Source organism: Candidatus Omnitrophota bacterium (assembly GCA_028715965.1).
Classification (GTDB): Bacteria; Omnitrophota; Gorgyraeia; order Tantalellales; family Tantalellaceae; genus JAQUQS01.
The window spans coordinates 1-18,048 of the sequence record JAQUQS010000025.1 but is presented as its reverse complement, the minus strand read 5'-3'; the positions used below and the strand labels follow the sequence as shown (position 1 = coordinate 18,048).

At 53.3% G+C, this 18,048-nt stretch carries 1 protein-coding gene; it reads right to left on the bottom strand.

The window, feature by feature from the left end:
• A partial coding sequence (locus PHH49_07875; protein MDD5488855.1) for a hypothetical protein occupies positions 1-18,048 on the bottom strand: 18,048 nt, incomplete at both ends.

The window sequence follows — 18,048 nt, the reverse complement described above, 5'->3', positions numbered from 1 at the left end:
GTGACGGCGCGCACGCTGCCATCCGGCAATATCGAGCTGGTTATACTAAGGTACGTGTCCGCGGAATAAACATTATTGATATCCATGAGCGATTTGAGCTCCGCGAGCGATATGCGCTCTCCATCGCCATTGATTATGGTGCTATCCTCCGAGAGATGATATTCCGTGCCCTCCACGAAAATGGCCTGGCCGTCCACATTTATCGAGTCTATGCGCCCCGTCTGGGTGAATATCGTGCCGAGGTCCAGGACTATATGTATACTGTCTATGAACGGACCTTCCGCGGTACGGTAAACGTTTATATCCACATACAGCCCGTCATTTATCTGCATGAGGTTATATAGCTCTATGGCGGACAGCTGGTTCCCGTCTATATCGGTTATGGTCGTATCTGCTGTTACCTTGTATTCGGTACCGGAATAACTTATGGTAGCCGTATCATCTCCCGTCATGGTCATGCCAAGGACCGTGGTCCGTATGTTGCTAAAGGTCTCATATCCGAGTACGGATGTGGTCTTGGCAATATCTATCGATACGGCCACCCATTCATCTGAACCGTAATTGGTCAATGTGGCGTTAACAATACTGAAGTAACCAGTATCTATGTTCACACGTATCACCGCGGCGAACTCTTCCTTCGTAAGCCCTGACCCTATGACCGTATCATCCGTTATGCGGACCTTCATGCCGTCTATCTCTATCAGCACGTAATCCCCCGACGGAGAGGTCAGCGCGCCCGTGACAAGAGCTTTAATAAGCTCTGTGTATGTGCCCATCGTGGCGAACTCGATGACCGTGGTCTCCGGCAACCACCCTACCGCGTCCCTGTGGATATTCACTGTCAACATTTTGGTAAGAAGGCCTGCCGACTGGTTGGCGATAAGTTTCGCCCGTAATGTAGCCAGGTCGACCGCGACGCCGTCCATCATTACCGTGCAGCCTTCCGGCAGGGCGAAATCCAGTCCGTCGACCACAAACCCCCCGTCACCAGACGTATCAACGGACTGTAAGAACCCGTCAAAGTTATCAACATGGGCTTCCTGGGTGACAAAATACAATGCGTTCGATGAATAAGTCCCTACGGCGGTATATACCCCCTCCATGTAGAGAAACTCCATATAATTGCTGGACTGAAGCCATACACCGTATCCCGCCGCGACATTGGCCAACACCTTCTGCGCCAATTCTTCCAGTGTTATCGCGTTCCCGTCCAGATAAAGGTTTACCCCCTCGGCTATATAGTAGGTTTCGCCGTTTATCTCGATCTCACGGGCATCCGTGTCCATGGAGCCCACGTCCCCGTTAAGCGTGGTCACCCTTATCTTCTTTGTGGTACAGGCAAGCGAGGTGGAGGTAAGTAATATATCCCCGCCCGACAGCTTGTATGAGATATTGCTGACAACGACAAGCGCGCCGACAGCCTCGTTAAGACTGAGTATGGCCGCGAGCTCTTCAAGTGATACGGATTGTCCGTCCATGCTTACCGTCGCGCCCGAGGCCTCGACCGCGAGCGTCATACCGTTGACGGTTATGGTCCCGTTGATGGCGTCCACCGCGGTAAGCGGGCCTGAAACATTAGAACAATCAAGGAGCTTCGTAGCGGCACTCGGAGTAGACCAGGTGTTCGAGAATATCCAGCCGTCCGTGGTGTACGATATCGTGTTGGGCGAGAACCAGGTTATCGCCCCTGCCGCGGTATTGGCGACTATGCGTTCCGCAAGTTCGGCAAGTGATATGGTCTGGCCGTCGTAAGTTATGGAATTTGACGGAAGCTTGATCTGGAGCCCGTTCACGGTTATGCGGCAATTGGGCGCGTCCACCGCGGTTATCTCCCCTCCAAAACTCGTCATCGTACCCTTTGTGATGTTCAGTGCGATGTTCCCCGTGAACATCCAGCCGTCCGCCGTCTCTTTTACGGTAGTGCTGGAAAGGAGTATAGCGGCGTTCTCCGCGCCAGCGGACGATAGCGCCGTCTCCAGCGCCGCCAGGGTCACTGTTGTACTGTTAAGCTGTATTGTAGCCGAGGTCGGCAGATATATCTGCCTCCCATTAATGGTTATATGCCTGCCCGACACGTCCACGGTACTCAATATGCCTCTGTAGCTAGTCTGTATATTCTTCGTTATGGTGAAATCCAGACTGGTGTTCTTGAAGAAGAACCCGTCATCCGTCGAGGCGATGGACGTGGCGCTCATCCAGAGTATGCATCCGGCGGACGATGTGCTGCTCAACAGGTCCGAGAGCTGGCTCATTGAAACGGTCGACCCATCGACCCTTATGGTGCTGACGCTACCAAGGTCCACCTCCCTGCCGTCTATCACCAGCTTGCCGCCGGAAATGTTCACCGAGGAAAGCCGGCCTTGGAAGGAATTCTGGATGTTATAGTTGGTCTGGAACTGCACCTCACTGGCGGTGAACACCCATCCGTCAGAGGCATACTTGACCGCGGACGAAAGAAGCCACGCGTAAGGTGCCGAAGAAAGTTCCGCAAGTGACATAGTCTTACCGTCGAGCTTTACGGTCGTAGAGGCTGGTATGTTTATGACGTTCCCATCTATCGTGACCGTCCTGGCCGTACTGTCGACGGCAGTAACCGCCCCCTGCCAATTCGTGGCCTGCGCGGATCGTGTCACGAGCTGCACATAGGATGAAGTGGCGTTCCAGCCAGTAGTGGTCTGCGCCATATTGATGGTGTTAAGCCATATCAGCATACCGTTCGCGGAAGCGTCGTTAAGTGCCGCTATTACCTGCGATGGGGACACCGATACCCCGTCCAGGGTAAGGGTCCTGCCGGCTATGTTTATCTGGCATCCGTTCACAGTTATCGTATAGTTATCCGCATCCACATCCGTTAACACACCGGTGAAGTTATACTGCAGCGAGCTTTTGGTCTCGAAATTCACATAGCTTACGCTGTTACGGTCGAATTCCCATCCATCCGTCTCCATACGTATATGAGTGCTGGAGACCCTCGACGTAAATCCAGCGGCGATATTAGCATCGAATATCGACTTCAATCCTTCAAGGGTGACGTCGGAACCATCCACGCGTATAGTGACCCCGGGCTTTACGTTGACAACATAACCGCCGAATGTTATTGTCCCACTCTCCACGTCGACCGAGGACAGCGTACCGTTGCTGACGGCCTGGTGGCTTGAGCGCGTCTCGATGCTTATGTTCCCCGTGAACGTCCACCCGTCGGATGTTTCCCTTATCGTGCTTGACCCCAGCCACAACAGTATGTCCTCCGAGCCGGCCGTGGCCAATCTTGACCCCAGTTCGCTAAGCGATACCTGCACGTAGTTTAAGGTTACCGTGGCGCCAGGGGCTACAGAAACGACTTTATCCCCTATGGTCACGGTGCCGTTGGCGGCATCCACTGCCGTTATCCCGCCCGTAAAACCGGTCTGGTAGTTCATCCGCGTAGAGAAAGCGAGCGAGGAATCAAGGAGCTCCCATCCCGTGGAAGTCATACCTATCTTGGAACTTTCCGCCCACAATATGCCGCCACCGGAGATCGTGTCCGCGAGAGCCTGGGCAAGTTCGGCCAGAGAAACACTGGCCCCATCAACGGTTATGGTCTTCCCGAACGGTATCCGTATCGTCTTGCCGTCTATCAGTATCCTTCCGCCAGATACGTTCACCTGTCCGAGCTGGCCATTGAACGCCGTCTGCCTGTTGTATTGCAAGAGTACCGTTACACTGCTGGACGTCACCTGCCAGCCATAACTGTTATAAGTAAGCGACATGCCGCTTATGCCGGTCTCTATCCCCGCGGCAGTGTTCGTGGCGTACAATGTCTCAAGATCATCCATACTGATGGTGGTCCCGTTCATGCTGAAGGTCACCCCGGATGGAACATTGAGCGTGAACCCGTTCACGGTCAGCGTGCGGTTGTCGGCGTTCACGGATGTTACGAGCCCGGAGAAGGAATCCATGTTGTTGTACTGCGTCGTGAACGTCAGGTTCTGCATAAAAGTATAAGAATCTCCCACGAAGCTCACGTTATTATACGCGGACCCCAGCCACGTTACGGCCCCCATGGCGTTGTTGGTCGCCAACAGCGTGGCAAGCTCTTCTACGTCCACCTGGCGCCCGTCGATGGTTATGCTTTTCCCGCCCAGCAGTACATCGATCCCGTTTATCCTAAGCGTACCCGATGATATGTCCACACTTTCCAGCTGGCCCGCGAAATAGCTTATGTTGCACTTTTTGGTCACGAGATCGATACTGGTATCGGATATATACCACGCCCCGTCCTTGTAGACAAGGTTGTCTCCGTTAAGCCATATTTCCGCCCCTGTGACGTTCAACGCTTCCTCTATAGCCGCTGATAGCCCCGCGAGATCTATAGTGACCCCATCCAATGTTACCGTGGCGCCTTCCGGTATGTACAATACCTTGCCGTTCACCGTTATTGTTCCGTTCGACGACGAAGTGGCATCTACCGTGCCGTAGAAACTGGAACAATTCGCGATCATGCTCTTGAAAGTTATCGTGGTGGACTTGAAACGCCATTCGCCGTCTATACTGATAAGCGCCTGCCCCTCCAGACGCGTATATCCACCCGCTGCCGTATTGGCCGCCATTATCGCTGTCAGCTCCGCGAAAGAAACGGTCTTTCCGTCACAGGATATCGTGGCGCCATCCGGGACCTTTACGCTGATACCGGCCACCATTAAAGTATCGTTGGCCTCGTCCACGGTCTCCAACGCGCCATATACACTCGAGAGTTTTTCCATTTTTGTCACAAAGCGCAGATATCCATCCGTGGACTCCCAACCGCGTCCGGTAAGCTCAATGTCCTGGCTACTGGTCCATATTTCCCCGCCGCTGGACTCCACGAGAGCTTTCCATGCGAGGAAATCGCTCTCGGACACCGAAGTACCGTCAAGATAGTACTTACCGGTAAGAAGTATCTCTTTACCGTTGACCGTAACAGTGCCGTTCGTGAAATCCATATCTTCGATGGCACCGGTGAAACTGTCCTGGCGATTACCCTTCACATAGAAGTTCAAACGGTTGGATGAGGCGGTATATGCCGACCAGCCGTCCGGCGTACGGCAGATATAGGCCGAGTTCAGCCAAAGTTCAAGCCCGCTTCCGGACTGTGATGACAATAGCTGGGTCATGTCCGCCAGGGAATATGTCTGGCCATTGAGATAGAACGTAAAGCGTTCGGGCACGCTTATGGTACGCCCTCCGGCCGTTATCGTGTTATTCTCGACGGAGATGCTGTCCACCTTGGCCGTATAGTAGTTCTGGACGTCCGCCATCGTCCGGAAATACACGACCGATGACGTCAGCGACATGGTACCGTCGGCGCAAAAACGCACTTCGCCCGATTCCATGCGCACCGGCGCCCCCATAGCCTCACTGGCGCTTATAAGGGCCGCTAGTTCATCCCTCCCGATTTGATGCCCGTCAAAATATATTGTCAGTCCCGGGCCGTCCGTTATGTACACTTCATTTCCGTCGATGGTCACCGTGTTCTCCGTATCGTCAAAAGAAGTTATGTTACCTTCCGGACGGAAGACCATCGTACGTGAAACTGCCCTGATCATCAATGAATCGGTCCCGTCAAGCGTCCATGCTCCGTCCTTGGATCGTATCGCAAGTGTACTATAAAGATCCGTGTAGACGGCGTTATCCGTGTTGTCCTGGAGTTTCGCTGCGAATTCAGCCAGCGTGACCTGTCTGCCGTCAAACATAAGTACAGTGGACCCCGGCACCTGTACGGTGATACCCCCGATGGAAATAGTGCCCGCGGAAGCGTCCGCGCCGCTGATGGTCCCTCCCAGATACTGGTTGACATCTTTCGTATTTATCCTCAGCACTGTCGTGGTGCCGGCCGCCGTCCATATACTACCGGTCCTTTCGGCCCTGAATGTTTCTACCCATGTCACCGCGCCGGCCGAAGAGTTCTCCGAAAGCAACGCCTCGAGTTGTGACAACGTTACTTCGACACCGTCGGCATATACCGTGAACCCTGCGGGAACGTTTATTACCGTACCGCCCACGGTTATTTGCCGGGCCGCGGCGTTGACCGACGTTATTGTACCGTTAAGCGAATCGGCATACGCGTTTTCCTTGGATTCGGTAGTATGAAGGTCCAATATCCCGTCTACATAAGTCCACTCCCCGCCAGTCCTACGCATGAATATCCTCTTGTCGGCCAGGTAGGACGTACCGGTGGCCACCTGATGTGTCGCAAGATATGTCGACAAGGCGGCCAGGGTGGTCTCTACGCCGTCCAGGTGTACCTTGGTCAAGCCGGAAAGCTTTATCTCCACACCACCCACGGTAATGCTCTTGCCTCCGGCATTTACGCTGTCAAGCCCTCCGTACATGTAGACATAGGACAGGCTGCTGGTCTTGGCGAAATTCAATGTACTCGTTGTGACCTCAAGTACCCCCTCGTTGTCCACGAAAGACAAGCTGGCAGTAAGCTCTATCGTATCACCGGCGGCGGTATCGCTGGCGAGCCTGGCGGCCAATTCCGCGATGGTAATGGTCTCATACGCGGTCCCGTTATAATAACGTATCGTGGCCGTCTCAGGCACCAGGAGGGATTGCCCTCCTATGGTTATGGTACCTTCGCTCGCGTCCACATCGCCGAGTATGCTCCCATTCGTGAAATAGTTGCTGAACGAGGTCGCGTCATACACATTGAAACGCAGATACGAGGTAGCGGTATAGCCGTCAAAGCCGCTTACAGCATCAAGGTTCTCGTCATAATAGACCCTGAGCGTTTTTCCTTCTCCTTCTATCTGGGACAATATCTCGGACAGCCGGGTCATAGATATATCGTATTCCCAGGCCCCGTTATACACCCTTACGCTGCATCCATCCGCCACCTTTATATCCTGTCCTCCTATGGTAACTACGCGGTCGCTCACGTTCACGGAACTCAGGTCGGAACCACTCTCAAGGTATCTGGTCATCGCGCCCGTGGTCCCGATGTAAAGATATCGGTACGCGCTCTCCCATCCGGTCCCTTTTTCCACTATGTTCATGCTATTGGTCATCTGTACTACATTTCCCTTGGCCGCTTCTTCCGCGATCTTGGCTTCCAGTTCGGCCAGGGTTATCTGCACATTGCTCTGCCCGGGTTCAGACCAGTAGACTATTACGTTATCCATTAGCTTTATCGACCCGCCCCCGGTCGTCATGGTATATCCTGTGGCATCGACTTCGGTGATAGTGGTCCCCACCTCAAGACGCGAAGAAGTCCCGACCTCGCCGAAATACAGGTAAGAGTCCGTCAGCTTCCGGACACCGTCCAGCATGATATAGTCTATGTCGGTGTATGCGACCTCCACTTCACCACCGGCCGCCTCCAGGTCAGCGATCTTCTGGGCAAAAACATCGGCCGTTATGTTGGAATTAGAGCCGTTCTCATACCAGTAATAGTACGTGGTAGACGACAGCTCGTATTCTTCCCCGCCTATTGTGATCTTGTTTCCCACCGTGTCTATGGATTCCACGATAGAGCCGGTCATCAGCCTGGAAGATTCGGGCGAGATACGGAAACGCAGGTCGTAGCTGCCGATGTTGAACTCGGACCCGTCAAGGTATACCGGGATATTGTTGGAATATATCTCTACGGCCTTGCCCGCGGCGGCGGCTTCGTCCATCTCCGCCTGAAGCTGTGCCAGCGTAACAGCGCTACCGGAGCTCCCGTCCTCGGGGTACCAGTATATCGTGTTGGCGTAATTCTCCGGTATATGATATACGTGCCCGTTCATGGTTATAGTACGTTCTTCCGCGTCAATGGCCGAAACTATACTGCCGGCATCCACATACCCGCTGAATCCCTGGATACCTACCTGTATATATGAGTCCACTACCAGCCATTCGCCGTCCTTACGCCATACGCTGCAGTTGTTTGACATCTGGACTATCTCTCCGGCCGTCTGGGCATCATCGATACGGCTTGCCAGCTCTGCCATCGTGATCGTCTCGTAGGTAGACCCGTCATACCAGCGTATTTCGGTGCGCGAACTGTCGACCCGCACTTCGTCGTCGCCTATCGTCAGCGCGTTGGACGTATCGTCCGCCCCGCTTATGACGGACCCGGAATAATATGTCGAATATCCGGATAGCGCCCTGAAATAGAGGTATGATTCGGTGATCTGAATGGTATCACCGTTCACAGTATAATCGATATCATTCCTTACCTCGACCATATCGCCGGCCGAGTGCGCTTCGTTGAGAAGCACTTCCAGTTCGGCCAGGGTAACATCGGCGTAATCGTATGACCCTGGGCCGTAATACCACCGGATATAATAAGTCCCCGTCGGGAGGTTGGCCACATTCCCGCCGATCTGTATGGTACCGGCGTCTGGATCAACACCGTCAAGAAGGCTGTCCGTGGAGAAATAAATGGTCGACGAAGCGCTGTAATTCAGGTATAGGCTGCCGGTTATCACCCAGCTGCCGTTCTCGTAGACCGTTGCCGCGTTGTTGTAATTGACCTTAAGGGTCTTGCCCTGCGCCTGGGCCTCGTCAAGGAGAGTCTCGATATCGGCGAGCGTTCTTTCGGTGAAACTATAATAATACGGACCGGAATAGAAATATGTCCTGGCGCCCGTCGCGAACGAGTATGTACGTCCCCCTATGGTCACCGTACCGGCATCCGCGTCCACACCAGTCAGTACGGAATCCACTTTCAGAGTGGCACCACCGGATATCTCCGTGAACTTGATGGTGGAGGCGGTCACCGTCCACTGCCCGTTGATGAATGAGGTCGTAAAATCGGTGTACGTACTGATCGTCACGTTACCGGTCTGGGCCTCGGTAAGTTTCGTCTTTAGTTCGGACAGGGATATAGTGGACTCACCCGACGCCGTGTACCACTTCAACGTACAACCGCTGGCTGGCATATAGACGTTCTGGCCGCCTATGGTAATGTATGACCCCGTCAGGTTGACGTCCTGTAGCAACGATCCGGAATTGATCGTGGCGGACCCCGCGGCTACGCGGAAACGCACGGTCGCGCCGTTGACCGCCGTCCATTCATCCCCTATACCGTTCACGCCGAAATCATAATAGACCTCTACCTTCCGCCCCTGTGCCGAAGCCTGCGTGAAATACGTGACGAGCTGGGCTATGCTGATGTTCGTTGTCTGAAATCCATCGTTCCACTGCAGGGCGTAACTTGGCGGCAGGTTTATGGTCTGGCCGTTTATATCGAATGAAAGCCCGGTGGCATCCACACCACTGAGGAGGGAGCCGACCTTCACCGTGGCCTGACCGTACGACTCGCTGAAAAGTATGCTGGTTGTATTGAATCTCCAGCCGTCGGCACTCCACGTCATCGAATAGTTGCTGTTAAGGCGTACTGTGCGGCCCGCCGACTCGGCTTCGGTGAGCTTCTGTACCAGAGCCGCCATAGTGATGTTGGTCGTGGTGATACCGTCGTTCCATTGTATCGTATAGCTCGAGCTGGGGGCCTTTATTTCCTGCCCTCCTATAGTGAACGTACCGTTAGCAGTATCAATATCCTCCAGTATGGACCCGCTATACACGTTGGATGTTGGGAGGGTCTCGGTAAAATACAGGTATGAACCGTTGCTGTACACCCATCCGTCATCCGTCTGCACGGCGGCTTGGTTATTGTAATATACCTCGGCGCCGTTCCCTCCGGCCTGCGCCGCGGCTAGCCGTGTCTTTAGCTCGGCAAGTGTGACCGTATCGTAGCTGGAACCGTTATACCACCGCAGGTAATAACTGGATGGTAGGGATATCGCCCTGCCGGCCACGGTTATCGTCTGCGCGTCGGCGTCTACGTCCTCTAGCTTTGATCCGGTTTGGACGGTAAGGGTCCCCAGGTTGGCCGAGAACCGGATAGTAGAGGGGACTATCTGCCACCCCGAACCGTCATAGGCGTTACGCACGTCGATACTGTTGTACATGAGCTTGACCTTGCCGCCAGCCGCTTCCACCTCGGCTATACGGCTGGCCAGTTCCGTCAGGTCTACGGTCTCATAAGCAAGTCCGTTATACCATTGTATGGAGGTAACGTTATCCCCCACGTGGAGGTCCTTGCCTCCTATTGTGATCGTGCGCGCCGTGGCGTCAATTGAACTTACGATGGAATCCGCCGATATGGTGCCGGTGGATTCTGCTACACGGAAATTTATGGTGCTGCTCGACACCTCGTACCCTGTAGCGGTGTTCCATACGCTTATATTCGAGCTGTATACCTCCACATTTCGTCCAGCAGCGTGCGCTTCGGCTATTTTTGTATTGAGTTCCTCGACGGTAATAGTCTGGTATTGAGTGCCATTGAACCAGCGTATAGTGCAGCCGGAAGATGGTATGGTCATGGTCTGGTCGCCTATCGTCAACACTCTGGTAGCGGCGTTGACCGACGAAACCATGGATCCCGGCGTTATCTGGGCCGTGGATTTGGCCGCTCGGAACTTAAGGCTAGTGGACTTGAACTGCCATCCGTTAAAGTTCATGAAGGTCTCTAGATTGGATGAATATATCTCGACCACGTCGCCCGAAGCCTGTGCTGACGCTATCCTGGCCGCCAGGGTAGAGAGTGAAACCGTTTCGTATGAATTCTCGCCGGTGTACCAGTATATGGTATAGGACGATCCCGGCACATGGACGGCCTCTCCCCCGATACTTATGATACCGCCTGTAGCGTCGACGGACGTCACAAGGGACCCGGCCGATATATACGCCCCGATGTCCACAAGAGCGAAGCGAAGCGACGTTGAGGTGAACTCAATCCCCTGCGTGGTGGTCTTGACGGAGAGGTTGCTGTAATAGACCTGAGCCTGCATGCCGTTGGCCTGGGCCTGGTCTATGCGGTCTTTCAACTGGGCAAGTGTCACGGTGTCGTACGTAGACCCGTTATACCACTGGAGCGTATACGACGACGATGGCATATGTATGACCTGGCCCGCTATGGTGATCGTAGCCAGCGAACTGTCTATGGACTCTACAAGAGAACCCGTGTTGAACTGCGGGGTCATACTGGCCAGCCTGAACGTTATGGAGCTGTCATACACCAACCAGTTCCCGTGCTCGTCCTGCATTATGTTGGGCGAACTTGAGACCTCCACGTATAGACCGTTGGAGGCAGCTTCCTCCAGGCGCGTTTTAAGTGTGCTTATGTCTATGGTCTGGTTACCGTTGTCATACCAGTATATGGTCTTGCCGTCCGGTATGGTGACGCTTTGCCCGCCGATATCTACGGTACGTGATGCTGTGTCGACGTCCACGAGTAAGGACCCCGAGTTGATACGTATCCCACCGCCCGCTATCCTGAACCGGAGCGTGGACGACAGGCTGACCCAGGTCCCTTCACTGTCACGGGCATCTATATCGTAATAATATGTCTCGACACACAAGCCGTTGGCCGTAGCAATATCTATATAGTTTTTAAGGTCGGTAAGGGATATGGTCACGTAATTCGCGCCGTCGTACCATTGCAGCGTATACCCTTCCTCGTTCATCTTGATGTCGCGGCCGTTCACCTTTATTGTGCCGGCGGCCGCGTTGGCGTCATCGACCAGCGTCCCGTCCTCAATAAATATCCGCGGCTCTGTCACGCGCAGCAGCAGGGACGACGTACATTCCCACCCGCTGTCGGTCATCACTATGGTAGCCGCGCCGCTATACACCTCGATCTTACGTCCTTCGGATTCGACAGCGTTAAGCTTGGCAAGTAGCTGCGCGAGGGTAATGTTCTCATAGTCCCCGTACATGTCGTAAAGCCGTATGGTCTGGCCGCTGGCCATCCTTATGCTCTGGCCTCCTATCGTGACCGTGTTCATTACGGCATTGACCGCGCCCACTATCGAGCCTGTCAACACGGTCCCGCTGGGCACCTCGGAGAAAAACTCGCAATTGTTGTCTTTGAATATCCATTTGTCGTCGGGATATTTATTGATGGTCTCCTCATTAGCCAAACGGACGACAAAGCCTTTCATCTGGAGTTCCTGGACCTTTGTCCTGAATTGTTCCGGGGTATATGTCACCCCGTCCAATCGCATTGTAGTACTGCTGTTATAACTGACCTTGAGGTCTCCCAGATCCAGGGTACCGTTCACGAGGTCGACCGCGTCCAGCGCGCCGGAGACTACACCCTCTCCTATCGGGATGGATATAAGAAGATCTACCGCGTACCAGGAAGTGCTTATTTCGTTCTGGAGGAAAGCATCTCCGCTGCCGGAAAGAACGAAATCAACGGGCAAAGTGTCCCCGGCCGAGGGCTGGAAATCCTCGTACAACAATGATCCCAGAGACTTGACCGAATCAAAATAAACGGGCGCCGAGGTCCCTACCGTACCCATGCCCACCATGCCCGCGTCGGTAATGGTCCCGGTAGTTTTGTAATAGCGTGTGCCGTTCACGTATACGTTTATCGCGGTACCGCTGAATTCCACTTCGAGCTTATTCCACTGGTTCATGTATATATCGCTCAACGATATCTCGGAAGTGCCGGTCACGCGCGTATAAGTACCGTTTATGCCACCGGTGAAAGTATATATATTGAGACGCGCCGTATCAGTCCCGTTGCGTCTCAGTTTAACGGCGTAACCAGTGCTGTAATCGTCAGAGACCCTGAAATATAGCACCGCCTCATCGCTTGTCGTAGTACCGCTCAGCCTGACATCCACACCGAAGTACCCGTCCTTCAGCATGAAATCCCTCAGAACGGCGATCGAGGGATCGACCGTATCGGTCTGTTTGTAGCAACTGTCGTCAAGCGACCACGCACCGTAGATATGCTCAAGCCCCTTAAAGGCGGTAAATTCCTCCGAATAGTCAGGATAGAGGTTCTCGACGAATATATCACTGAATACCACCGGAGAATTCCCGCCGTTCGCGTATCCGGAGATCATCCATACGTCGCCGCTATCATGTTTTACGCTGTGGTTGGATATATCGACCGTGACTGTCTGTCCGTTCATGGTGGCCCGCAGGACATCATCATACGCCTCGACATGCAGGTCGTATCCCTGCCCATACATCAGATCGGCATCGAACGTAATACTCGCCAGTTGGGTCCAATTGTTGAAGTTGTCATATGTCCTGTATATCCTCAGGTAGTCCTTGTCTATATAGGCCATATAGCCGTTACCGTTAGCATCCATACGGAACCCTACGCACGCCGATGGGTCGGTTGAGGTTATATGAGCGTCCTTGTTGAGCACGATATTGACGTCAACCGAACCGCTGCCGAAATCATACCCATCAAGTTTTATCGCGTCGAACTCCTGCAAACCGCTGATATCCGTATAACGCTCGGTCTGTTTCAGCACGCCGTCCTCGAACACCCACGTCCCGTCCACCGGGGTGAACCCGTCTATATCCGATGTCCCCTCGCCATCGGAGAACTTGACCTCGTCCACGACACCCGTATTGTTGAACCAGGTGCGCGTCTTTGTGTTCTTTGTGGCGACACCCATCATACCGGTAATTAGTCCGCTTACCGAGGAAGTGGTCTGGGCATAATTGGAGTAAGAGTAACCGTCCACATAGGCCTTGATCTGCGTGTTGCCGGAATCGTTTATGAGCTCCACCGTCAGGGTATGGAAATCACTGAGATCGATATTACTCAACGTTACCTCGCCTGAAAGCGAAGAGCTCACGGCACCCTTTACCACTGTATATATGCGCAGGAGGAGGCTGGTACCAGACCTCCTGACCTGCACGGCATACCCGTTGTTGTTGTCATCCATGCCGAAATAAAGATAAGCGTAATTGTCGCCCGTGCCGTCGAACTTGAAATCTGTCTGGATAGTATCGCCCGTAGAGGCCGTAATACCGTTAAGTACGGCGAAACATGTGTTGTCAGTCACGCTCCTCTGCACGTAACAGTAGTCGCCGCTGCCGTCATCCATGAAAGCCCAGTCTCCCACTACCGCCACCGGATATCTAACAGGTATGCTATTAACGACGTCAACGGGATCATAAGTGTTCCCCGGCACCTGTACGTCACCGAAGGATATCGGCGCCGAGTTCCCACGTGTGCCTATACCTACCATCCCGCCACCGGTATGTGTGAAGTCCACCAGCGACTGCGTCTCAGTGGCGCTGAAACTGCCGTCATTGTTACCGTCTCCCTTGATGGTGATATTCTCACCGTCGAGCTCTATGTTAATAAGGTAATCGACCCCGACCGTACTAAAGCTGCCAAAGTCCTTACTTGTTAAGGATGTCCCGGTCATTATGACGCCATTGACCACGCGATACAGGTACATAGCGCCATTGGTGCAGAAATCAGCCGCATATCCGTTATTATTCTCGTCCATGCGGAAATATACAACAGCATGGTTATCGGTAGCCGTTGAACCGAACCGGATCGTCGTGGAGATCGTGCCGTCACCGACCTCGCTATCGTTGAACAGTAACATCGACGAAGTATTGTACGTCTGCGTGGCCTTACCGCTCGTCTGGTCCACCACCCAACGACCGCCGTATATAGGCGCGTCCATGCCTTCGTAAGCCCCGAAGTCCTCCGCGGCATAAACAGGTCCTATAACATCGATATCATCGAACCATATCGGTGAAGTAGCGTACTGCGTCCCTATACCCACATTATCGAAGAAATAAACGTAATCCTCGCGTTCGATCAGATCGCTAACGCCATCGACCGATATGGATATACTGGCGCCGTCCAGCGATATCTTAATCTCGTGGTACTCGAACGGGTCGTAATCAGATATCTGTCCATTGAGGTCCACCCAGGCCAGCTCACTGCACCCACCGTTAGTTACCCTGTACAGGTAAAGCCTGCCGTCACCCCGTATACAGGCCGCGTAACCGTACAGCATATCATCGCTCATCCTGAAGTACAGGTAAGCTGAATCGTGGTTGCCATCATAATTGGCATCTATTTTTACCCTGGCCCGGACCGTACCGTCGGTGAGTTCGGCCCCCTTCACAGCTGCCCTGTAATATGCGCTACTGTTATCACCCCATGTCTGCACATAAGCCATATTCCCCGACCCGTCATCCATGTATTCCCAGTCCCCTCCGGATGTCCACAATATCGAACCCCGTGGTACCTGAGAATAGATCTCAGACAGGTCGAATGTCCCGGATTCCGAAGTAGTTATGGGGCCGAAGCTTAGGGGCGGGTAATCCACATTATCCGTTCCTAGCCCCACCATACCGGCGTCGGTGAAAGTATGATCGACACATTCGCGGTATTCGTTGTCCTCGAAAAGACCGTTCCTGTTAATGTCCACATATAACCGTATATTTCCATCGACCAGTTGTACCCTGACTGAATAATCTGTCTCTACGTATATCTGACCCAGATCGCCGGAAGCCAAGACCTCCCGCAAAACACCGTTAGTGACCCTGTATATATACACATTACCGTCACCTCGGACCAGCGCGGCATACCCGTTCCTGCCCTCATCCATGCGAAAATACACAATACCCACGTTCCCACTCGTCTCCCTTTCGGAGAACTTCATGGTGGTGTCGATAGTCCCGTTCTTAACAGAACTGTCGGGCACCATATAATACGAGCTCGTGTCGGTCACCTGGGAGATATAGTCTCCCTCGGCCACCCATCTGCCGCCGACCGGCATACCGCTTACCGCGTCGGACTGCGTGAACGTGTCGGTCACAGGAGTGCCACCCATTACGGTAAGATGGTCGAACCATACCGGTGTGATCGCGGAATAGGTCCCCATTCCCACGTCCGCATAGTCCTCCCCATAATAACGCAAATCACTCCGCACGATAAGGTCCGTCTGGTCGTCCATCGATATGGATATATTCTCCCCATCAAGCGATATGATGAAATCATGATACTTCGACATGTCGGCCTTGGCGGTAACGGACGTAATAGATTCATATACACCGTTGTTTATGCGATACAAATAGAGGGTATTGCCTTTCCATCCCATCGCGTAGCCGTTCCTATAATCGGACGACATGCGGAAATAGACATACGCGACATCATCTGTTTCATAGTTGTCACCCATCTTGATACGTATACCCAGCGTTCCGTCCACCAGGCCGGCCCCGTTCACGTACGACTGATAATAATCGTTGGCGTCATCCGACGCTTTCTGGACATACGCCACATTCCCCGTACCGTCATCCATGGCCGCCCATGCTCCCTTATAATCCCTCATGGAAAGCCTGGGGACAGACTCAAGCTGTGTCACAGGGTCATAAGTCATGCCGTTCTCGGATACGGTCAACGACGAGAACCATATGTCGTCGCTCTGGCTACGGGTACCTATCCCTATCATACCAGGCCCGGAATATGTACTGTCGGTCGCGGTGAGAGTCTCGTCTGCCTGGTACGCTCCGTCATTGTCGGCATCCACCTTGAACGTGATCTGGTCGCCGTTAAGTTCAATGACCAGATCATACCATACGTTGGAATACATATCGTTTATGCTCATACCACCGATACGGTCGCCCGTGACCCAGCCGTTGGTGACCTTGTACAACTCGATATACCCATCACTCCGCACGCTTGCCAGGTACCCGTTCAGATCATCGTCCATACGGAAATAGAACGTGGCGCAATCACCACTTGAGTTGTTGGCGTCGAATTTCACCTTTGTGGAAATGGTGCCATTGTTCACGGAAGTGGATCCCATAAGGTACCGCGACGCTTCCTTGCTCATCTGCACGGCGTAACCGTCATCTATTCGCCAGGCCCCGGCGTCCGGCGTATATGGATTGGAGAACCCTTCGCTCATACTGTCCTTGAACTGCACGCCGGAAGCTACCACTACATCCTTGAACCATATAGGAGAGTTGTCATATTGTGTGCCGACAAAAACACTGGAATAGTCCTCACCATAGAAGCTAAGGTCGTTGGTCTTAAGAATGTCCGACATCCCGTCCACGGATACTGAAATGCTGGCGCCGTCAAATGTTATGAGCATGTCATGGTAATCAAACGCGGAAAATCCGGGTATCAGCGTATTCAGGTTATAATTCGCCAGTTCCGTACTTATACTCCCATCCCTGACCTCATTAAGGTATATATATCCGTTACTTTGCATATTCACCACGTATCCGAACTTGCCGTCCGAGGACATACGGAAATACATCAGTGCTTTTTCGTCACTTCTTGTCGTGTGATCCATCTTTACGCTATAGCTGATCTCTCCGTCCAGCGTCGGGGTCACACACATCACGGACTTGTAATAAACATTGCTTGTATCGGAGGCCATCTGTACGTACGTCATATTTCCTTCTCCGTCATCCGCATATCCCCATACTCCACCGTAGACCGGAACGAAGGTACCTTCAGGAACACCAGCGACCAGGTCCACGAGGTCGGCCGCGGCTATCGGGGTACCGGACTGGTCAGCCACGTTAAGCCCGGAGAAGGACACCGGTATCGCCGTACTGGTCGTAGCCACGCCTATTCTCTCTCCCCTGTGTTGTACGTTCTGCCTACGTATTTTCTCTACACCGTCCAGGTACACTACAACTACGGGGTTCTTTGTCGGATCAGCATCGGAATCCGTATGAACGACCTTAAGCGTATACGTGGTGTCGGGAACTATACCATAGCCGCCCAGGCCAACATTCCCTAAACTGTCTCCCAGAGCCCATCCGTTGACCTCGTACAGCTGAATGTAATCCGTGCCCGCATCGCCGTCGTACTTGAGGATGGCCACATACCCGTTACCCCTGTCATCCATGTTGAAATAAAGGTATGCACAGTTGTCACCTGATTCATAACGGTCAAACCGGACATTGACCTCCACACTGCCTTCGTCCATCTTCGTATCGGGGACCATAAGTCTCTGGACATTACTGTCGTTCGTGGTAAATTCCTGAGTTATCCACCCGTCATTCTCTTTCCATACACCGCTCTCCATCGGCACATCGCCCGCCCCCCATACCGGAGTAAAACTGTCCAGGTCCATGACGGAGGTCATCACACGGATATTATCGAACCATACGGGTCCGGAGGCGTAAAGCGTGGCCAGCGAAACGTTACAATACGCTTCACCGTAATTACGGAGATCGGCCACCGCGATGACATCTGACATGTTGTCCGCGGATATCCTTATAACCGAATCGTTAAGA